Source organism: Actinoplanes sp. NPDC023936 (assembly GCF_040639325.1).
Classification (GTDB): domain Bacteria; phylum Actinomycetota; class Actinomycetes; order Mycobacteriales; family Micromonosporaceae; genus Actinoplanes.
Genome location: NZ_JBEZZR010000032.1, coordinates 1 through 18,934 on the forward strand (window position 1 = coordinate 1; position 18,934 = coordinate 18,934).

Sequence of the window (18,934 nt, forward strand, 5' to 3'; positions counted from 1 at the left end):
ACCCGCCAGCACCCGCCACCCCGGACCAGCAACGATCCGCTTCTATCCCGTAACCCGCCAACCAGCAAGATCAACTTAAGCTAAGTGGCATTGCGCGTCGCCCGGCCGTAGCCGACACATGTTCGCGTCGCCGGGCCGTAGTTCAGGCATGTCATCACGCTGGGATGCCGCTCTGGCCTACGCTCCGCCGGCCCCGGGGCGGCTTAGCGAATGGTCAGCGGCGGCCGTGCCCACGTTTCCGCAGGTAGGCGTGTTCCTCAATCAACCAGCAGGGTCATGGCTGTCCCGAAGTGTCGGTGAGAACGCTGAGAGCCAGCCGCGCGCGGATCACGCCGTCGCTGCCGGCGGCAGCCGGGGCACGCTGGCGAGCAACTTCCGGGTGTACGGGTGTGACGGCGCCCCGAGCACCCCCGCCGTGTCCCCCTGCTCGACGAGCCGCCCCCGCTCCAGCACCGCGGTGTGCTGGCACAGCTCCGCCACCACCCCGAGATCATGGGAGACCAGCAGGATCGTCAGGTCCCGTTCGGCGCACAACGACGCGAGCAGGTCGACGATGCGTACCCGGGTGGTCAGGTCGAGAGCGCTCACCGGCTCGTCCGCCAGAAGCAACCGCGGGTTTCCGACGATGGCCCGGGCGATGGCGATGCGCTGGCGCTGCCCGCCGGAGAACTCGTGCGGATAGCGGCTCGCGGTGTCGGCCGGCAGGCCGACCGCGTCCAGCGCCGCCGCCACCCGCTCCGGGTCGGCGCCGAGGCCGAGGCCGCGCAGGGGTTCGGCGACGATGCGCCCGATGCGGTGGCGCGGGTCCAGCGACGAGTAGGGATCCTGGAAGACGGCCTGGACCGCCCGCCGGTACGCGCGCAACCCCTGGCGGGTCAGCGGCGCGCCCTCGAACAGCAACGTGCCGGACGTGGGCCGGGCCAGTCCGAGCAGGATCCGCAGCAGCGTGGTCTTGCCGGCGCCGGACTCGCCGACGAGGGCGACGTTGCGGCCGGGATGGACGTCGAGCGACACGTCGGTGAGGACGGGAGAACCGGAGCGGTAGGCGAAACCGACGCCGGAGGCGGACAGGATCACATCAGTCACGGCCGGTCCGTTCCAAAGCGGCGTCGAAGCGGCGAGCGCTCTCGACGAGCGTGCGGGTGTACGGATGCTGCGGCGCCGTCACGAGCGACGTGATCGGTCCCGATTCCACGACGCGCCCCGATTGCAGCACGTGGGTGTCGCGGACGACGCGCGCGGCCACCGGCAGATCGTGGGTGATGAACAGCAGCGCGGTGTCGTTCTCGGTCACGATCCGGTCGAGCAGGTCCAGGATCTCGGCCTGCACGGTGACGTCGAGCGCGGTGGTCGGCTCGTCCGCGATCAGCAGCCGGGGCCGGCAGGCGATCGCCATCGCGATGGCGACGCGTTGCCGCTGCCCGCCGGAGAGTTGGTGCGGGTAGGAGCGGGCGATCCGATCGGTGTCGGTCAGCCGGACGGCGTCGAGGGCCTCCCGGACGGCGTCGCGCAGGGCGTCGCCGCGCAGGGCGCGGAACCGGCGGATCGGCCCGGCGATCTGCCGGCCCGCGGTCATCAGCGGGTCGAGCGCGGTCAGCGGCTCCTGGAAGACGACGGCGGCGACGTCGCCGTGCCCGCGCGGCGCCCGGATCATGTCGGCCCCGTCGAGGGAGACCGAGCCGGTCGCGGTGAGGCCGCGGGGCAGCAGGCCGAGGACGGCCAGCGCGGTCAGCGACTTGCCGGACCCGGATTCGCCGATCAGCCCGGTGCGGTCGCCGGCCGCGACCCGGAACGACACGTCGTCGACGAGCACGTGACCGGCGCGGTCGGTGACGGAGAGCCGGTCCACCGAGAGCAGGGTCATCGCGATCCCTTCACGGAGAGGACGTCGCGCAGCCCGTCGGCGGTCAGGTTCACGCCGATCACCAGCACGAGCAGGGCGATGCCGGGGGCCAGCGCCCCGGCCGGCGCGGTCAGCACGGTCGCCTGCGCCTCGTAGAGCATCCGCCCCCAGGACGCGTTCGGCGGCGGCGTGCCGAGGCCCAGGTAGGAGAGGCTCGCCTCGGCCAGGACCGCGAGCCCCGCCTGAAGAGCGAGATTCACCAGTACGGTCGGCGCGATGTTCGGCAGCACATGACTGACCACGATGCCCGGCCAGGAGATGCCGGCCACCCGTGCGGCGGTGATGTAGTCACGGGCCAGGATCTGCTTGACCAGCACCCGGGTCAGCCGGGCCACGACCGCGGCCATGGCCAGGCCGATCGCGACCACGGCGGTGCCGAGGGAGGCGCCGGCGCCGGCCACGATCAGCATCGCCAGCAGCAGCGTCGGGAACGCGATCAGGATGTCGAGCAGGACCGCCGCGGCGTCGTCGAGCCAGCGGGTCGCGAAGCCGGCGAGCAGGCCGAAGGTGACGCCGAGCACCCCGCCGAGGGCCGCCGCGCCGAGCGCGGTGCCGATCGCGATCCGCCCGCCGATCAGCAGCTGGGTGAAGAGGTCGCGGCCGAGCTTGTCGGTGCCGAGCAGGTGGTCGCCGCCGGGCGGCGCGAGACGGCCGCCGGAGGTGTCGTCCGGGGCGAACGGCAGCCAGAAGTACGAGAGAACGACAGCGCCCGCGACGACCAGGACGAGCGTCAGCCCGACCGCCAGGTGCAGGAAGCGCCGGCGGCTCATGACGCGGCCCGGTGCAGCAGCCGGGGGTCGACGAGCCGCTGCGCGAGGTCGCCGAGGAAGCCGACGACCAGCACGGTCGCCGTGCTGACCAGCATGACGCCCTGGATCACCGGGTAGTCGTGCTGGCTGATGCCGCGGACCAGCATGCTGCCGAGGCCGGGCAGGGCGAAGACGCTCTCCACCACGACCGCGCCGAGGAACGTGGTGGCGAGCTCCATGGCGAGCACGGCGATCACCGGTACGGCGGCGTTGCGCAGCCCGTGCCGCCACATGGCCTGCGCCGGGGTGGCCCCGAGCGCGCGGGCGGTCCGCAGATAGTCCGCTCCGAGGACGTCCAGGGTGGCGCTCCGCACGTACCGGATGAGGCTGGCCGACATGACCAGGGCGACCGTCACGACCGGAAGGACCAGCGCCTCGATCGCGGCCGCCGGGTCGGCCCAGCCGTCCGGCGGGAATCCGCCGGCCGGCAGCACGCCGAGCTGCAGTGCGAACACGGTGATCAGCAGCAGGCCCACCCAGAAGGCCGGCACGGCGATGCCGAGCTGGGCGACCGCGTTGATGACCGGGCCGTACCAGCGGTCGGCGCGCGCCGCCGCGAGCGCGCCGACCGGCACGGCGATCAGCACGGCGAGGGCGAACGCGGCCAGGGTCAGCGGGATCGTGACCGGCAGCCGGGCGGCGATCTCCTCGCCGACCGGCAGCGTGCTGATCAGCGAGTTGCCCAGGTCGAGGGTGAACACGTGCCCGAGCCAGGTGAGGAATTGGGACAGCAGTGGGGCGTCCGTGCCGAGCTCCCGCTGAGCGGCCTCGATCTGTTCCGGGGTCGCGCCGACCGGGAGCAGGGCGTTGGCCGGGTCGCCCGGCAGGAGCCGGAGCAGCACGAACAGCACCACTGCCGCGGCGAACAGCGACCCGATCAGGATCGCCGTCCGCCGCAGCAGGTAGCGGGTCATCAGCTCTTGACGATCCCGTACGCGAAGAACTGCGCGTTGAGGCCGTTGACCGGGTACCCGGTGAGCTTCGTGGAGGCGACCACGATCTGCGGGTAGAGGTAGAGCCAGTCGCTGGCCGCCTCGTCCGCGATGATCTTGTTGGCCTGCTTGAGCAGGGTGGTCTGCTCGTCGGCGGTCTTCGCCTGCTCGGCCTTGTTGATCAGGTCGGTGACCTGCGGGTTGTCGTAGCCCCAGTAGAAGTCGGGGTTGCCGTACCAGACCACGTCACGATCGTTGACGTGCTCCTGGAGCGTCGCGGTGAAGTCCCGCTTCTGGTACACCTTCGTGTACCACTCGTCGGCGGTGATGGTGTTGATGTTCACCGTGATGCCGACCTTGGCCAGCTCCGACTTGATGAAGGTGGCGGCGGTCGGGTGCGGGTCGTAACTCGGGGTGTCCAGCGTGAAGGTGAACCCGTTCGGCAGCCCGGCGCTCGCCAGCAGCTTCTTGGCGTTCTCCACGTTGTAGGCGTTCACCGAGGTCAGGTCCTCGTACCAGGGGTCGCTCGGCGGGACCATCGAGCCGATCGTGGTGCCGTACTCGCCCCAGATCGAGGTGAGCAGCTTCTTGTCGTCGATCGCCTGGCTGAACGCCTGCCGCACGGCGACCTTGTCGAACGGGGCGGCCTTGTCGTTGAACGCGAGCAGCAGCTTGGTCGTCGACTTCCCGTCGTTGACCTTGTAGTTGCTGTTGCCGGAGAACTGCGCGAGGGCGTCCGGGCTCTGCTCGCTGGTGACGATGTCGACCGCGTTGGTGAGCAGCGCGTTGTTGAGCGCGGTGGCGTCGGTGAAGTAGTGGAACACCACACCTGCGTTCTTCGCGGGGGTGCCCCAGTAGCCGTCGAACTTGTCCAGGCTCAGGGTCGAGCCGCGCTTCCACGCGCCGAGCTTGTAGGGGCCGGTGCCGTCGGCCGTGGTGGTGAGGTCGGTCGCCGCCGCGTTGACGATCCAGATGTAGCTCAGGTTGTAGACGAACGAGATCGACCGGCTGCTCAGCGTGATCGCCACTGTCGCGTCGTCCGGCGTGGCGATCGACTTGATCACCGCGAGGTTGCTCTTGCGGGCCGACTTCGAGTTCTCCGCGGTGACCCGCTCGATGCTCGCCTTGACGTCGGCCGAGGTCAGCGCCTTGCCGGAGTGGAACTTGACGTTCGGCTGCAGGGTGAACGTGTAGGTCAGGCCGTCGTCGCTGACCTTCTGGTCCTTGGCCAGCAGCGGCTCGACCGCGCCGGTGTCGGTGAGACGGAACAGGCCCTCGTACACATTGCCGTTGAGCGCCTCGGTGACGCCCTGCCCGCCGCCGGCGGTGTTGTCCAGGTTCTGCGGCTCGTAGACCGAGCCCACCTGGATGATCGCCTTGCCGCTGTCGCCGCCACCGGTCGAACCGGTGTCGTCATCGCTGCCGCAGGCGGCGAGCGAGCCGACCAGGGCGAGCGCGGTGAGGGTGGATAAAAGCCTTTTCACGGTGGATCTCCGGTTCAGAGGGGGCGTAACACAGCGAGCTTCTCGCCGGCGCGGACCGGCAGGTGGAGCCGGTTCTGCGGGGGCGGCATCGGGCAGTTGTAGTGCTCGGAGAACCCGCACGGCGGCACGAACGCGCGGTTGAGGTCGAGGACGACACGGTCCTGGCCGGGCTCCCGGTCGACGAAGAGGAAACGGCCGGCGCCGTACGTCTCCGTACCGTTGGTGGGGTCGCCGAAGACGAGCAGCAGCCGGCCGTCGTCGTCGAACGCGCTCAGCGTGTAGTCCCGGCCGTCCAGCGTGAGGTGCAGATCACCGGGGACCGGCAGGTCACGCGTGAAGCCGGCGTCCTGCGCGTGCTGGAACGGCACCCGGCGATCATCGGACACGTCCGTGTACCGCGCCTCCAGCACCCACGCCGGGTCGTACGGGTAGGTGTCGATGCGCTCGAAGCTCTTGATCGCGGGCGAGGCGGCGTCCCACAGCCGCACGCCGCGCTCCTCGGCCCCGGTCAGCGGATTCCGGCGCGACAGGCGGGTCGCGGTGACCGTGGCAGGCTGCCCGGCAAGCGCCGCCGCCGGGTCGTCCGCACCCCAGCGGGTCTCGACCAGCGCCAGGTTCCCGGTGGGCGAGGTCACCGCGCGCTGGCGTTCCTCTCGCCACGCGGCGTGCTGCTGAGCTGGAGTGTTCTCGGACATGTCGCCCCACAATGATCTTGACAACGGCTGCCGTAACCCTACAACTCAAGTAGGTTTACCAGCCATTGTCACGGTGATCACACCGGGCCGCCGGCGCACCGAAGCCTGTCGATTGTCGTGGTGATCACACCAGGCCGCCGGCGTGGCGCTGGCGGCCGGCTGGTCCGGCTGGCGCTGGGCGCTGACCCTGTCGGCTGATACCCGCCGGTCCATAGTTCCAGCTCATCCACGCCAGGCCCGCAAGCCCCGGCCCTCGCGGCCACAGTCCCAGAGGCCTCAGCCGCCGGCCTCACCCGTAGCCGTAGCACGTTCCCCAAGAACCTGCCTGAACTACGGCTGACCGACCCGAGCCGTAGTCCACGCACCTTCCCCGCTTTACAAACCTGCCTGAACTACGGCTCACGGGCCCGAGCCGTAGCCAGTGCAGCTACCGGCCCTACAAACCTGCCTGAACTACGGCTCACTGCCCCGAGCCGTAGCCAACGCAGGAACCCGGGCCCACAAACCTGCGAGAACTACGGCTGACCGACCTGAGCCGTAGCCAACGCACGTTCCCGGCCCGAGAAACATGCCCGGGCTACGGCTCGCCGGCCGATGCGGTCGCGCGTCACGGTCGGTCGCCGTTGACCGTGGAGCGCTCGGGGTTTTCGTCATCCTGTGGGGCCTGGGGCGTCCGCGGGTTTCCGCGCAGCGCGACGTTTACCGCGGATGTCGGCACGCTGGGTGACAACGGTTCGTGCTGACGGGCGGCCCGGCCCTGGTTGTCGGCTGGCACTGCAGCGGTGATGACGCGCCTCGGGAACATTGCCGCGGCCGAGCGCGCTGACGACCAGCTGGTCCAGCTGGTCCAGCTGGTCGTCAGCGCTCGCATCCACGCCAGGGCGGGGATGCGAGCGCACGCACCGCTTCGGTGAGCGCCCACCCCGCACGCACCGCTTCGGTGAGCGCCCACCCCGCACGCACCGCTTCGGTGAGCGCCCACCCCGACCCGCCGCGCTTCGGTGAGCGCTCAACCCGCCGCTCGCCTTGGTGTGCCGCGGTCCTCACCGGCGTGACGCGGGCATGAGGCTCCCTGACTCCGCGGGCAAATCGCACCATTCATAAGCATCGCATCGAGATGTCCCGTTTGACCTGGCACGGTTTCAAGATCAACAATGCGCTATCCGGTCTCCGGCTCTCGTCACGAGATCCGTGCCGGAGACACAGCCATCAATATCGGGGGAACGCTTGTCTCACAAGCTCTACGGCCTGGCGCGACGCTGGGCCGTCATCATGCTGTCCGCACTGACCATCGTGACGGCCGTGCCGGCGGCCGCGCACGCCGCGGACGCCGCCGATCTGGTGTTGAACGGCGTCGTGAAGAAGGCGGACGGGACGCCGCTGACCGACGTCGTCGTCACCGTCGGGATCGAGACCGGCGCGGCCTCGGACGGCACCGTCATCCCGGTCACCGAGGTGGGCTGGGGATGGACCTGGGCCGACGGCTCCTTCCAGACCTGGATCGGCTTCCCGGAGATCGTCCAGGCCAGCAAGGACGCGAACGGTTTCGTCCCGCTGGTGATCAGCGTGCCCGGCGAGGACGGCTCACCCACCTATCTGTACGCCGGCCCGGCGCTGATGGGCAGCGACAACGTGCTGCGCCCGTCGAACACCGGCTCGAACGCCGGTGACCTGTTCGAGCTCGCCCTGCACCCGACCGCCGAGCCGAGCGACGTGATCATCGACGCCGGTGTGACGCCGGTGACGGGCATCGAGGTCACCAGCGAGGACAAGGAGTTCGTGGAGCCCGGCACCGCCGCGCCGTCCACCGGCTACAACGTCATGGCGGCCGCGGCCAAGGGCGGCGGCCTGTTCCAGCAGAAGATCGACAACCCGCACCTCTCCACCTGGGACAAGTCCCAGCCGCCGACCGCCTCCACGCACGGCTGCTGGAAGAAGACCGGTGGCGGCGCCACCTGGGCGGAGGTGACGACGTGGCTGCAGGTCAAGCGCAGCGGCAAGTGGGTCACCCTGGACAAGGCCAAGAAGAGCGTCAAGCCGGGCTGTGGCAGCGCCGCCCGGGTGACAGCCCGCGAGCTGTGCAAGGGAATCGTCGCCTGGAGCGACTACCGTGGCGTCGTCGACGTGGACGTCATCGGTTACCTCGACCCGGCGATCAAGAACTACTCGCCCACCGTCCGGTTGTGGTGCAAGAACTGATTCGGTGAGGGACGACGGCATGCAGGCGGACCAGGACGGCACCATGATGCTGGGCCTGCACGGGACGTTCGCGATGTTCCCGTGGCTCAGCGATCGCGAGCTCGACGACGACGCGTTCAGCCTCGTGCAGAAACGCGCCGCCGCGTACGGGTTCGAGTCCTCCCCGGCCCCCCGCTGGAACCACCATGAGGCCGGCGGCGACTGGACGCCCGGCGGCGACGTGCGGGAGCGGTGCTGGCTGCAGGCCGGCGTGCCCGGTGACGGCGGGGCGCACCGTCTCCCCGTCGTCCCCGGGGTCCGGGTGCTCACCGACGTGGTGAACCGGGTCGGGATCTTCGGTTTCACGGGACTGCATGCCGTCGTACCTATGCATCTGGCGCACGACATCGGCTTCGATCTCGCCGACGCCGCGGACTGGTTCGCCTTGGCGAACCCGGACGCGGGCACCGACCTGGTGGTCACGGTCTCGGCGGACATGAGCCTCGACCTGCCGGCCAGGGCGTCCGCGCTGGCCGGCGCGGCGGCCGAGCGCGGGCCAGCGCGTCTCGGGGTGCGGCCGGCCGAGCCGGGCCGGGCACGTCCCGGCCTGGCCGGCGAGCTGACCGGGGAGATGTTCGTGCCCGGCGACTGGAACCGGGAGCAGGCGTTCCACTGCCGGGCGCCCGAGTGGACGCCCGACGTCGCCGCGTGGATGGCCGAGATCTTCCTGGACGCCCTCCGGGAGGTCGCGCCCACCGAGGGAATGGCGCTGGTGACGGTGAGCGCGCTCAGCGGCGGGGCTTAGCGACGGGGCTTAAGTTGGAGCGGTGACGTTGTTGCGCTGGCGGACGCTGATCTCGCCGCTCGTGGTGCTGCTGGCCGCTCTGCTCGTGGGGGCGGGCCCGGCCCGGGCCGACGCGCCGCTGCGGCTTCCGATGCAGGTGGTGGACCGGGCCGATGCTCTGGACAACCGGGCCGGGGTGGACGACGCGCTCGCGGACCTGCAGCGGGAGACCGGGATTCAGCTGTTCGTGGTCTTCGTCGAGTCGTTCGACGGGGTGCCCGCGCAGCAGTGGACCGATGAGACCGCGCGGCTCAGCGGCCTGGGTGACCGCGACGCGGTGCTGGCGGTCGCCACCGTGGACCGGGCCTACGCCTACTCGTTCCCCGACGACTCCGGGATCAGCGACAGCGAGCTGGCCGAGGTGGCCGAGAAGGACATCGAGCCGGCCCTGGCGAAGGGGGACTGGGCGGGCGCGGTGATCGCCGCAGCGGCCGGGTACCAGGAGGCCGCCGGTGGCGGGGGAGGCCTCGGCTGGGCGCTCGCCGTGATCATGATGGTCATCGCCGGGGCGGTGCTCTGGGTGATCCTGCGTCGCCGGCGGCGTGTGGCGCCGCCCGTCGCCGGTCCCCGCCTGGAGGACCTGTCCGCGCAGGCCAACGCGTTGCTCATCGAACTCGACGACGATCTGCGGGCCAGTGAGCGCGAGGGTGACCTGGCGACGGCGCAGTACGGGCCGGCGGCCACCGGGCGGTTCCAGGAGGCCTTGGCGGCGGCGCGCCGGGACGTCGCCGAGGCGTTCCGGCTGCGGATGACCCTGGAGGAGGAGCCGGCGCCGGACGAGGCCGCCCGGCGGGAGACGCTGTCCCGGATCATCGCGCTGTGCCGGGCCGCGGACGAGCGGCTGGATGCCGAGTCTGAGGCGTTCGATCGGCTGCGTGACCTGGAGGGGCGGGCTGCCGAGGTCGCCGCGGAGGTGGATCGGCGGCGGGCCGCGGCCGAGGGCGAGCTGCCGGCTGCGGAGAGTGCGGTGGCGGAGCTGACCGGGCGGTACAGCGGGGAGTCGGTCACCGGGGTCGCGGGCAATGTGGAGCAGGCGCGGGAGCGACTCGCGTTCGCGGCGGAGGCGCTGGGCCAGGCGCGCTCGGCGCTCGCGGCCGAGGTGGGCGGCGGCAGCCCGGGTGCGGGTCCCGCCGATGTTGGAATTGCCGGCGGTGCGGGCCCGGGCGGTGCGGGCCCGGGCGGTGCGGGCCCGGGCGGTGCAGGCTCGGGCGGTGCGGGTGCTGGCGGGGCAGTGAGCGGGCGGGCCGCAGCGGCTCTTGCGGTGCGAGCGGCTGAGCAGACTGTCGACCAGGCCGCGCAGCTGATTGCGGCGGTGGGCAAGGCGGCTGTGGATCTGCCGGCCGCGCGGTCCGCCGCGGAGGCGCTGATCGCGGAGATCACCGGTGAGATCACGGCCGGTCGGGCGGCCCTGAGCGGCGCCGGCGGACCGGGCGGCAGCGGAGGACTGGGCGGTGCCGGGGGACTGGGCGGCGCCGGGGCTGAGAACGGCTCGCTGGTGGCGGCTGTGGACGGTGGGGAGCGGGTCGTCGCCGACGCCCGGGCCGAGCTGGCGGCGGCGCGACCGGATCCGGTCGCCGTGGTGGCCCGGCTGCAGGCTGCCGACGCCGCGCTGGACAGCGCCCTCGCGGCCGCCCGTGACCAGGTGGAACGGGACACCCGCGCGCGGGCCGTGCTGGCGCAGACGCTGCCGCTCGCGCGCGCCGAGGTCGCCGCGGCGAACGACTTCGTCACCACGCGGCGCGGCGCGGTCGGTCCGGACGCCAGGGTGCGGCTCTCCGAGGCGATGCGCCACCTCGGACTCGCGGAGCAGCTGGCTGTCACGCAACCGCAGGCCGCCGTACCGGAGATCGCGCAGGCGCGGCAGCTCGCTGCCGCCGCCGGGCATGCGGCCCAGATGGACGTCCGGAGCTGGGGCGGCGGAGGCATCGACGCGGGATCCCTCGCCGGGGCGGTGCTGGGCGGGATCCTTTCCGGACAGGTGCGCGGCGGCGGGGGCTGGGGGCACGGCGGGTTCGGTGGCAGCGGATCGCGCGCCCGCCGCACCGGCGGGGGTGGTGGCGGAGGCGGGCGTCGCGGCGGAGGCGGCCGGTTCTGAACGGCGACGGCTCCGAAACGAACGGTGGCCGGTTCTGATCAGGCCCCGGAACGAACGGCGGCCGGTTCTGATCAGGCGTCGCCCATCACAACGAATGGTGGCCGGTTGTGATCAGGCGTCGCCCATCACCAGGCCCTCGATGGTGTGCTTCTGGACGATCGGGGTCAGTTCGGCCACCACGGGGCAGTGCAGGTGCGCCCGGACCCGCTCGGGCAGCGACGCCCAGTAGCTCTCGGTGACCGCCATCGCGTGCTTGTCGGCGTTGCCGGCGTCCGGCGCGTCGACGCCGAGCACCAGCACCGGGCGGGACAGCTCGGAGTGGTTCGCGGTGCCCCGGTGGATGGTCAGGGCCGAGCGCGCGGAGATGTCGCCGCGCTGCGGGTACTTGCGGACGGCGCGTGCCGCGTACCGCTCGTACCGGGACTTCGGCGGGAACATGCCGTGTTCGAAATCGGGCTCGTCGTCGAACTGCGTGCCGGGCGCGATCTCGAACGGGCCCATCTCGTCGGTGGTGTCGACAGCGGTCAGGTTGAAGGCGAGCGAGTTGAGCCGGCGCTCGGTGCGGGTCACCTCGGGCATCGGGAAGTCGCGGTGCCACGGCTGGTTGACGGCTCCGGCGAACGGCGTGTCGAAGCCGAGCTCGACGATCTCGTAGTCCGGGCCGAGCACGGCGGTGCAGACGGCGTCGACCCACGGGTGGGTGACCAGGTCGGTGAAGCCGCGCAGCTGCTCGGGGTGGATCTCCACGTAGTAACGGTTCGGGCCACGGCCGACGGCGCCGCCGGGACGGGCGATGGCCTCGGCGAAGGCCGCTTCGATGTCCTCGCGCATGGCGTCCGCCCAGGCGGTGCTGAACGCGCCCGGCAGCGCGGTGATGCCGTCGGTGTAGATGGCGTCTCGGGCCCGGGTTCCGGCGTCTTCTTTGATGTCCGTCATGAATCAATGTTGCAACGTGGCATGCAACGTTGCAAGAGATAGGCTGCGACCCATGAGTGCCACGCTGCGAGAAGTCGCCGAACGGGCCGGCGTCTCCGTCCGTACCGTGTCGAATGTGGTTTCCGGGTTTGCGCTCGTCGCTCCGGAGACGCGGGCCCGGGTGCAGCAGGCGCTCGACGAGCTGTCCTATCGGCCCAACGCGGCCGCCCGTCATCTGCGCGGCGGCCGGTCCGGGCTGGTCGCGCTCGTGGTCCCGGAACTGTCCACGCCGTACTTCGGGGAGCTGGCCGGCCGCTTCGCCGACGAGGCCGACGCCCGGTCGCTCATGCTGCTGGTCCAGCAGACCGGCGGGGATCCCGATCGGGAACGGGAACTGCTCGATGGGGTACGCGGACAGGTCGTCGACGGCCTGATCATGAGTCCCTGGGCGCTGTCCCCGGCGGAGCTGCGCCGGCGGCCCGGCGGCGCGCCGCTGGTGCTGCTCGGTGAGCAGGACGCCGACGGCCTGCTCGATCACGTGGTGGCGGACAACGTGGCCGCGGCCCGCGACATGACCCGGCACCTGCTCGGCCTCGGCCGCACCCGGATCGCGGTAATCGGCCCGCAGCCGCACCTGCACAACGCGACGGCGGCGCGCCGGCTGGCGGGCTACCGTCAGGCGCTGTCCGAGGCCGGGCTGACGCCGGACCCGGCCCGCGAGGTGCCGGTGCGGCGCCTGCACCGGGCCGACGGCGCGGCGGCCATGCGCGGCCTGCTCGACGCCGGCACGCCCGTCGACGCGGTGTTCTGCTTCAGCGACCAGCTGGCCCTCGGCGCGCTGCACGCCGCCGCCGAGCGCGGGCTACGGGTGCCGGCCGACGTCGCGGTGGCCGGTTTCGACGACGTGGAGGACGGCCGGTACGCCAATCCGCCGCTCACCACGATCGCCCCGGACAAGGCCGCGATCGTCACGGCGGCGCTGGACTGCCTCGCCGCCCGTCTCGATCGCACGACCGAGCCGGGCGAGCCGCGCACGATCGTGGTCGGGCACCGCCTGGAGGTCCGGGCCAGCACCCGAGGCTAGTCCCGCGACTTCTTGGTGAAGAGCCCGAGCGACTGGGCGGTGAACGCGCCGATCAGCAGGATGCCGATGGGGACGATCTGGAACCAGAAGGCGCCGGCGCCGGCCGCGGCGAGCAGGGCGATCGCCGCACCGGCCAGGACGAGGAGCGCCAGCATCACCAGCAACACGCGAGCTTTCGAGACCATGGGAAGCCCCTCTCCGGGCTAATGTCTGCATTGACTAGACAATGTGTCTGGTCGTCATGCTGCCAGCGTTCCGCGGCATCGTCAATGAGCAATGTTTGGATTGACTAGACTTTGGCACGGAGGTGGCCGAGCGGTGGAGGCACAGGGCAGTCGCGGCGCGCCCGCGTACCAGCGGATCGCCGCGGCGTACCGGAGCAAGATCGCCTCGGGGGAGCTGCGCGCCGGTGACCAGCTACCCACCGAGCACGCGATCGCCGACGAGTTCGCCGTGGCGCGGCAGACCGTCCGGACCGGGCTCAGCCTGCTCGTCACCGAAGGGCTGATCGTCGCGCGGCGTCCGCGTGGCTACTTCGTCCGGCAGCGGGAGCACATGGTCTACCGGCCGCAGGAGAGGTCCCGCCCCCGGCCGGCCGTCCCGGAGATGGACCGGTTCTCTCAGCAGATCGCCGACGAGGGGCGGGTGCCCAGTCAGCGCATCGAGGTGTCGCTCGTGCAGGCGACACCCGACCTGGCCGAGCGGCTCGGGGTGGCGGCCGGCGCGACGATCGTGGCCCGGCGGCGGGTGCGGTTCATCAACGGCGAGCCGACGAACATCAACGACTCGCACTTCCCGCTGGAGCTCGTCAAGGACTCCGAGATCATGTCTCCGGCCTACATTCCGCGCGGTAGCGACCAGGTGCTGACCGATCTCGGCCACGGGCAGGACCGCGCCATCGACGAGATCTTCATCCGGATGCCCACGCCGGACGAGATCCACCGCCTCGGTCTCGGCCCGGGCACCCCGGTCGCGGTGCACTACGACACCGGGTACACCGCCGGCGGCCGGCCGGTGCGGTGCACCGTCAACATCCTCCCCGGCGACCGGCACAAAATCGTCTTCGAGCGCCGCTGGTCGGAGACCTGACTCAGGGGTTGACGCGGGAGCAGAACGGGAGGTCACTCGACCTGTGCCCGTTCCTGTGATCGCCGCGCTGGTGTCCGGATTGGTCGCCCTCGCCGTCGGCCTGGCGAGCGGTGCGATCGCGTTGCTCCAGTTCCGCCGCGAGAAGAGCAAGTGGATCGTCGACACCAAGATGGCGTGGAATCTCGAGCTGTACAAACGGCGACTGGATTCCTATCCCGCGGTCTTCGACGCGATGCGGGCGCTGTCGCACGGGAGCGCCGAGCCCGCCACCGCGGAGACTGCCGACGAGGTCGCTCATTGCTTGAACGACTGGCTCTACTCGGCCGGCGGGATGTCCGCGAGCTCGACCTCCCGAGGCGCCGTCCTCGGCCTCCGGATCATGTGCAGGAACTGGCATCGCACCGGTGAGAGGCCGAAGGAACTGTACGAGTTCCGCAACATGTCGCTCCGGTCGTTGCGCCTCGATCTTGATCTGGTCGGGCTGGAGGAGTACGAGTTCGACGACATGAAGAGCTGGCTGCGGCGCCTGCAGGACGAGATGAACAGCGCCGTGGACCGCAGACCGGGGCGAACCCCGCCGCCGCTGGGCACGACTCTGCCGAAGCGGCGGCCGCGGACCGTCCGTACCTGATCGGGCGTGGCGCTCAGCCGAGGGCGGCGGCGGTGGTCGAGGCGCGGATCCGCAGTTCGGTGGTGGCCACGTAGCTGCGGGGCTCGGTGCGGCCCTGCAGGCGTTCGAGGAGCATCGTCGCCGCCTGGGCGCCCATCTCGACGCCCTGCTGGTCGACCGAGGTTAGGTCGATCAGCGGGTGGGCGGCCAGGTCGGTGTTGTCGTAACCGGCGATCGCCACGCGGCGACCGGTGGCGGTCCGGGCGGCGGCCGCGAGGGCGTCGACGGCCATGTCGTCGTGGCCGGCGAAGATGGCGGTCGGCGGGTCGGGGCGGGCCAGCAGCTCGGCCGCCGCTGACTGCGCGCTGGCGGCGTTCGCCGTGCGGCGGGCGATCTGGATGTGGCCGGTCAGGCCGGCCTCGGTCATGCACGCGCGGTAGACCTCGAGGCGGATCGCGTGCGGGGTGCCGCTGCCGGGCGCGGTCACCGGTTCCGGCTCGGTCAGGTGCGCGATCCGGCGGTGGCCGAGGCCGAGCAGGTGCCGCATCACAGCACGCGCGCCGGCGTGGTCGTCGCCGATCACCGTGTCGTATCCCCGAGGGGTGTCGTGGCGGCCGAGCATGACCACCGGCACCCGCTTGGCCAGGTCTTCCAGCCAGGCCTGGTCGACCAGGGGCGAGACGGCGATGATGCCGTCGACGAGGCCGTCGGCCAGGGACTCGAGGGTGCCGTACTCCGGGCCGTCGGCCGGGGCCAGGATTATCTGGTACGGGGTGCCGGTCACGGCCCGCTTGGCGCCCTCGACGATCTGGGTCATGAATCGCGCGTTGACGTGCGGCGTCTCCAGGCCGAGGCGGTAACTGGAGCCGCGCAGCGCCCGCGCGGCCACGCTGGGCCGGTAACCGAGCCGCGCGATGGCGTCCTCGACCCGCTCCCGCATGCCAGGGCTGACCCCGTAGGCGTTGCGGATCACCTTCGACACCGCGGCGCGGGACACGCCCGCACTCTCGGCCACGTCGCTGATCGTGGCCGACCGGCCCTTCCTGATCGACATGCGCCTCACTGTAGACCGTTCTCCATCGCGCTGAGCAGCGGCCTCGGCGAGGCTTGAAACGTTTCGCGCGGCGTCTTGTGCGGCCCTTGTAGACCGGTCTACTGTGACGGCTGTTACACCCGGAGACCGATCTACACACATGTCCGAAACCGGAGGTTCATATGAGATTCGGTGCGGCACTGCTGGCCGGCGCGCTGTGTTGCCTGTCGGCCTGCAGCGCGGGCTCCCTGGGCTCGAGCGACGACGAGACAGGCGGCAAGACCGCGATCACCTTCCTGACCAACAACGACCCCGCCAACGTCAAGGTGGCCGAGGCGGTCATCGCGGCGTTCGAGGCCAAGCACACCGACGTCGACGTCGAACTGGACACCCGCCCGCAGGGCAGCGAAGGCGACAACCTGGTCAAGACCCGCCTCGCCACCGGGGACATGGCCGACGTCTTCGAGTACAACTCGGGCTCGCTGCTGCAGGCCATCGCGCCGCAGACCAACCTCACGCCGGTCACCGGCGAGGCCTGGGTCGGTGACCTCGATCCGATCTTCAAGCAGGTCGTCACGACCGGCTCCGACGTCTACGGCTCGCCGTGGGGCGGCGTGGTCGGCGGCGGCATGCTCTACAACATCCCGCTCTACGACAGGCTCGGCCTGCGGGTGCCCAAGACCTGGGCCGAGTTCATGGCCAACAACGCCACGATCAAGGCGGCCGGTGTGGCGCCGGTCGAGCAGACCTACAGCGAGACCTGGACCTCGCAGGTGCTGGTGCTCGCCGACTACCACAACGTCGAGACCGCCAGCCCCGGCTTCGCCGAGAAGTACACGAACAACCAGGCCAAGTTCGCCACCACGCCCGCCGCGCTGGCCGGCTTCCAGCATCTGGAAGAGCTGAAGAAGGCCGGGTACTGGAACGACGACTACGCCTCCGCCAAGTACAACGAGGGGCTGAACGCGGTGGCCACCGGCAAGGCCGGCCACTACCCGATGATCACCTTCGCGGTGCCGGCGCTCTCCACGGCCGCCCCCGACAACGTCGACGACGTCGGATTCTTCGCGATGCCCGGCACCGACGCGAGCAAGGCCGGTGTCACCCTGTGGGAGCCGTCGGGCATCTACATCCCGAAGAGCACCGAGGGCGACCGGCTCACCGCCGCCAAGAAGTTCCAGGCGTTCGTCGCCTCGCCGGAGGGCTGCGCCGCCAACGCGAGCGCCGCGCCGGTCGGCGGGCCGTTCGTGGTCAAGACCTGCGAGCTGCCGGACACCGTCGCCACCGCGGTCAAGCACCTGAGCGCGTACGTCGAGGCCGGCGCGGCCACCCCGGCGCTCGAGTTCCTCTCGCCGATCAAGGGGCCGGCGCTGGAGCAGATCACCGTCGAGGTCGGCTCCGGCATCCGGCCCGCGACCGACGGCGCGAAGCTCTACGACGAGGACGTCAAGAAGCAGGCGCAGCAGCTCGGGCTCCAGGGCTGGTAATGGCTACCGTCGCCCCGGCGCACGCCGCTTCCCGGACCGAGGACCCGCCGGGAAGCGGCCGCCGGCAAACCCGGAAGAGTCCCTACCCGTACTGGTTCCTCGTACCCGGCGGTCTGATCTTCGCCGTCTTCTTCCTGGTGCCGTCGGTGATGGCGTTCTACTTCAGCCTCACCCGGTGGACGCTGTTCGACCAGGAGTTCATCGGCCTCGACAACTACGCGCAGTTCTTCCGGGAACCGGCGCTCGCCTCCGGCCTGTGGCACACCGTCGTCTACGCCGGCGTCACCTCGGGACTGAAGGTGGTCCTCGGGATGGCCCTCGCGGTGCTGCTGACCGGGCCGATCATCGGACGCGGCTTCCTGCGCTCGGTGGCGTTCTTCCCGGTGCTGGTCAGCACGATCGGCGTCGGGCTGACCTTCCAGGTGCTGATGCACCCCACCAAGGGCGTGATCAACCAGGCGCTCGACCTGATCGGCGTCGCCGGGCCGGCCTGGCTGGTGGATCCGAACTGGGCGCTGCTGTCGGTGGCGCTGGTCGACGTCTGGCAGGGCGTCGGCCTGGCCACCGTGATCTACATGGCCGGCATCCTCTCCATCCCCGGCGAGTACTTCGAGGCGGCGAAGGTGGACGGGGCCGGCGCCTGGCACCGCTTCCGGCACGTCACGCTGCCGCTCGCGAAACCGGCCACCATCTCCGTGATCATCCTGTCGCTCATCGGCGGCCTGCGGAAGTTCGACCTGATCTGGGCGATGACCAAGGGCGGGCCCGGTTTCACCTCGGACGTGATGGCGTCGGTCGTCTACAAGCAGTACCAGGCCGGCTTCTACGGACTGTCCACGGCCGGCAACGTCGTGCTGTTCCTGCTGGTGATCGTGCTCGTGCTGCCGTTGTTCTGGTTCTTCAACCGCAGGGAGGAGGCGCGGTGAGCACCCGGACCCGGCCGCACTACGGCCTCAGCGCGCTGTCGATCGTACTTTTCGCCGTCGTCTTTCTCGTGCCGTTCGCGTTCATCCTGCTGACCGCCGCGAAGACGCAGCAGGAATCGGCGCTCCTGCAGTTCTCCTGGCCGTCCCAGTGGGCGATCATCCAGAACTTCCAGGAGGTGATCCAGGCCCGCGACTACCTGCTGATCATCGCGTTCGTCAACAGCACGATCCTCACGGTGGTCAGCGTCGCGGTCGTGGTGATCCTGGCGGCGATGGCAGCGTTCGTCCTGCAGCGCCGCAAGAGCCGGTGGACCAGCGGACTCAACCTGGTGATCCTTTCCGGACTGGTCATCCCGCCTGCCGTCGTGCCGACGATCTGGGTGCTGCAGCGGACCGGACTGTTCAAGACCATGCCGGGGCTGATCCTGGTCGAGATCGCGTACGCGATGGCCTTCTGTGTCCTGCTCTTCCAGGCGTTCCTCGCCAGCGTGCCGCGTGAGCTGGACGAGGCCGCCACGATCGACGGCGCCGGCCCGGTCAGCCTCTTCTTCCGGGTGGTGTTCCCGCTGCTGCGGCCGATCATCGTGACCGTCGTGGTCGTGCAGTCGGTGTTCATCTGGAACGACTTCGCCAGCCCGCTGTACTTCCTGCCCGGCGACGAGAACGCCACCGTGCAGCTCACGCTCTTCAACTTCCAGGGCCAGTACACCAATGCCTACAACCTGCTGTTCATGGACATTCTGCTGGTCACCGTCCCGCCGCTGATCATGTTCATGGTCTTCCAGCGGCAGATCGTCTCGGGAATGGTCGCCGGCTCCGTCAAAGGCTGATCCCGTCAAAGGCTGTTTCG

18 protein-coding genes are annotated in these 18,934 nt (G+C 70.7%); 9 read left to right on the forward strand and 9 right to left on the reverse strand.

What is annotated here, in order from left to right; translation table 11 throughout:
- Nucleotides 1-327: 327 nt before the first annotated feature.
- The 6 genes from AB0F72_RS31200 to AB0F72_RS31225 are packed head-to-tail and all read right to left on the reverse strand — an operon-like array spanning nt 328 to nt 5,823.
- On the reverse strand, nt 328-1,086 hold the full coding sequence (locus tag AB0F72_RS31200) for an ABC transporter ATP-binding protein (protein WP_360438620.1): 759 nt from the start codon (nt 1,084-1,086) through the stop codon (nt 328-330).
- The gene (locus AB0F72_RS31205) at nt 1,079-1,864 is read right to left on the reverse strand and encodes an ABC transporter ATP-binding protein (protein WP_360438623.1); all 786 of its coding nucleotides are present in this window, start codon (nt 1,862-1,864) and stop codon (nt 1,079-1,081) included. The genes AB0F72_RS31200 and AB0F72_RS31205 overlap by 8 nt, the downstream gene beginning before the upstream one ends.
- Entirely contained in the window at nt 1,861-2,673 is an 813-nt protein-coding gene (locus AB0F72_RS31210) for an ABC transporter permease (RefSeq protein ID WP_360438626.1), read from the reverse strand. The genes AB0F72_RS31205 and AB0F72_RS31210 overlap by 4 nt, the downstream gene beginning before the upstream one ends.
- Nucleotides 2,670-3,626: an ABC transporter permease gene (locus tag AB0F72_RS31215; RefSeq protein WP_360438629.1), complete on the reverse strand. Its 957-nt coding sequence runs from the start codon at nt 3,624-3,626 to the stop codon at nt 2,670-2,672. The genes AB0F72_RS31210 and AB0F72_RS31215 overlap by 4 nt, the downstream gene beginning before the upstream one ends.
- Nucleotides 3,626-5,128 (reverse strand): ABC transporter substrate-binding protein, encoded by a 1,503-nt coding sequence (locus AB0F72_RS31220; RefSeq protein ID WP_360438632.1) that lies wholly within the window; start codon nt 5,126-5,128, stop codon nt 3,626-3,628. The genes AB0F72_RS31215 and AB0F72_RS31220 overlap by 1 nt, the downstream gene beginning before the upstream one ends.
- A 14-nt stretch (nt 5,129-5,142) precedes the next feature.
- Nucleotides 5,143-5,823: a DUF1684 domain-containing protein gene (locus AB0F72_RS31225; RefSeq protein WP_360438635.1), complete on the reverse strand. Its 681-nt coding sequence runs from the start codon at nt 5,821-5,823 to the stop codon at nt 5,143-5,145.
- Nucleotides 5,824-7,050: 1,227 nt separating this feature from the next.
- Here AB0F72_RS31225 and AB0F72_RS31230 point away from each other — a divergent pair.
- Genes AB0F72_RS31230 through AB0F72_RS31240 form a run of 3 tightly spaced genes read left to right on the forward strand, consistent with a single transcriptional unit; the run spans nt 7,051 to nt 10,940 of the window.
- Nucleotides 7,051-8,022, forward strand: coding sequence for a hypothetical protein (locus AB0F72_RS31230; protein WP_360438638.1), 972 nt, complete (start codon nt 7,051-7,053; stop codon nt 8,020-8,022).
- 4 nt (nt 8,023-8,026) lie between these two features.
- Nucleotides 8,027-8,806 (forward strand): hypothetical protein, encoded by a 780-nt coding sequence (locus AB0F72_RS31235; RefSeq protein ID WP_360438641.1) that lies wholly within the window; start codon nt 8,027-8,029, stop codon nt 8,804-8,806.
- Nucleotides 8,807-8,828: 22 nt separating this feature from the next.
- Nucleotides 8,829-10,940, forward strand: a complete 2,112-nt coding sequence (locus tag AB0F72_RS31240) for a TPM domain-containing protein (RefSeq protein WP_360438644.1) — start codon at nt 8,829-8,831, stop codon at nt 10,938-10,940.
- Between the two features lie 111 nt (nt 10,941-11,051).
- Here AB0F72_RS31240 and AB0F72_RS31245 read toward each other — a convergent pair whose 3' ends face one another.
- Nucleotides 11,052-11,876, reverse strand: coding sequence for a phytanoyl-CoA dioxygenase family protein (locus tag AB0F72_RS31245; protein WP_360438648.1), 825 nt, complete (start codon nt 11,874-11,876; stop codon nt 11,052-11,054).
- A gap of 52 nt (nt 11,877-11,928) precedes the next feature.
- On the opposite strand from AB0F72_RS31245, the gene AB0F72_RS31250 reads away from it, so the two are divergent.
- Nucleotides 11,929-12,939: a LacI family DNA-binding transcriptional regulator gene (locus AB0F72_RS31250; RefSeq protein WP_360438651.1), complete on the forward strand. Its 1,011-nt coding sequence runs from the start codon at nt 11,929-11,931 to the stop codon at nt 12,937-12,939.
- On the opposite strand, the gene AB0F72_RS31255 is transcribed toward AB0F72_RS31250, so the two are convergent.
- Nucleotides 12,936-13,124: a hypothetical protein gene (locus AB0F72_RS31255; RefSeq protein WP_360438654.1), complete on the reverse strand. Its 189-nt coding sequence runs from the start codon at nt 13,122-13,124 to the stop codon at nt 12,936-12,938. The two genes, AB0F72_RS31250 and AB0F72_RS31255, sit on opposite strands and share 4 nt — an antisense overlap.
- Nucleotides 13,125-13,257: 133 nt before the next feature.
- Between AB0F72_RS31255 and AB0F72_RS31260 the strand changes: the two genes are divergently transcribed.
- Both AB0F72_RS31260 and AB0F72_RS31265 read left to right on the forward strand, forming a co-directional pair.
- Nucleotides 13,258-14,028 carry a GntR family transcriptional regulator gene (locus AB0F72_RS31260; protein WP_360438657.1) on the forward strand — a complete coding sequence of 257 codons (771 nt, stop codon included), beginning with the start codon at nt 13,258-13,260 and terminating at the stop codon, nt 14,026-14,028.
- 43 nt (nt 14,029-14,071) lie between these two features.
- Nucleotides 14,072-14,659, forward strand: coding sequence for a hypothetical protein (locus AB0F72_RS31265; protein ID WP_360438660.1), 588 nt, complete (start codon nt 14,072-14,074; stop codon nt 14,657-14,659).
- Nucleotides 14,660-14,672: 13 nt separating this feature from the next.
- Here the strand turns inward: AB0F72_RS31265 and AB0F72_RS31270 are convergent, their stop codons facing one another.
- Nucleotides 14,673-15,692 carry a LacI family DNA-binding transcriptional regulator gene (locus AB0F72_RS31270; RefSeq protein WP_360438663.1) on the reverse strand — a complete coding sequence of 340 codons (1,020 nt, stop codon included), beginning with the start codon at nt 15,690-15,692 and terminating at the stop codon, nt 14,673-14,675.
- 161 nt (nt 15,693-15,853) lie between these two features.
- On the opposite strand from AB0F72_RS31270, the gene AB0F72_RS31275 reads away from it, so the two are divergent.
- The 3 genes from AB0F72_RS31275 to AB0F72_RS31285 are packed head-to-tail and all read left to right on the forward strand — an operon-like array spanning nt 15,854 to nt 18,914.
- Nucleotides 15,854-17,158, forward strand: coding sequence for an extracellular solute-binding protein (locus AB0F72_RS31275; protein ID WP_360438666.1), 1,305 nt, complete (start codon nt 15,854-15,856; stop codon nt 17,156-17,158).
- Entirely contained in the window at nt 17,158-18,084 is a 927-nt protein-coding gene (locus tag AB0F72_RS31280) for a sugar ABC transporter permease (protein ID WP_360438669.1), read from the forward strand. The genes AB0F72_RS31275 and AB0F72_RS31280 overlap by 1 nt, the downstream gene beginning before the upstream one ends.
- Nucleotides 18,081-18,914 (forward strand): carbohydrate ABC transporter permease, encoded by an 834-nt coding sequence (locus tag AB0F72_RS31285; RefSeq protein ID WP_360438672.1) that lies wholly within the window; start codon nt 18,081-18,083, stop codon nt 18,912-18,914. The genes AB0F72_RS31280 and AB0F72_RS31285 overlap by 4 nt, the downstream gene beginning before the upstream one ends.
- Nucleotides 18,915-18,934 lie beyond the last annotated feature (20 nt).

What these genes read in the sequence shown, in the direction of transcription:
- AB0F72_RS31245 (WP_360438648.1), bottom strand. Translation starts at nt 11,876, where the DNA reads ATGACGGACATCAAAGAAGACGCCGGAACCCGGGCCCGAGACGCCATC.
- AB0F72_RS31275 (WP_360438666.1), top strand. Translation starts at nt 15,854, where the DNA reads ATGAGATTCGGTGCGGCACTGCTGGCCGGCGCGCTGTGTTGCCTGTCG.
- AB0F72_RS31205 (WP_360438623.1), bottom strand. Translation starts at nt 1,864, where the DNA reads ATGACCCTGCTCTCGGTGGACCGGCTCTCCGTCACCGACCGCGCCGGT.
- AB0F72_RS31280 (WP_360438669.1), top strand. Translation starts at nt 17,158, where the DNA reads ATGGCTACCGTCGCCCCGGCGCACGCCGCTTCCCGGACCGAGGACCCG.
- AB0F72_RS31225 (WP_360438635.1), bottom strand. Translation starts at nt 5,823, where the DNA reads ATGTCCGAGAACACTCCAGCTCAGCAGCACGCCGCGTGGCGAGAGGAA.
- AB0F72_RS31270 (WP_360438663.1), bottom strand. Translation starts at nt 15,692, where the DNA reads ATGTCGATCAGGAAGGGCCGGTCGGCCACGATCAGCGACGTGGCCGAG.
- AB0F72_RS31255 (WP_360438654.1), bottom strand. Translation starts at nt 13,124, where the DNA reads ATGGTCTCGAAAGCTCGCGTGTTGCTGGTGATGCTGGCGCTCCTCGTC.
- AB0F72_RS31210 (WP_360438626.1), bottom strand. Translation starts at nt 2,673, where the DNA reads ATGAGCCGCCGGCGCTTCCTGCACCTGGCGGTCGGGCTGACGCTCGTC.
- AB0F72_RS31250 (WP_360438651.1), top strand. Translation starts at nt 11,929, where the DNA reads ATGAGTGCCACGCTGCGAGAAGTCGCCGAACGGGCCGGCGTCTCCGTC.
- AB0F72_RS31215 (WP_360438629.1), bottom strand. Translation starts at nt 3,626, where the DNA reads ATGACCCGCTACCTGCTGCGGCGGACGGCGATCCTGATCGGGTCGCTG.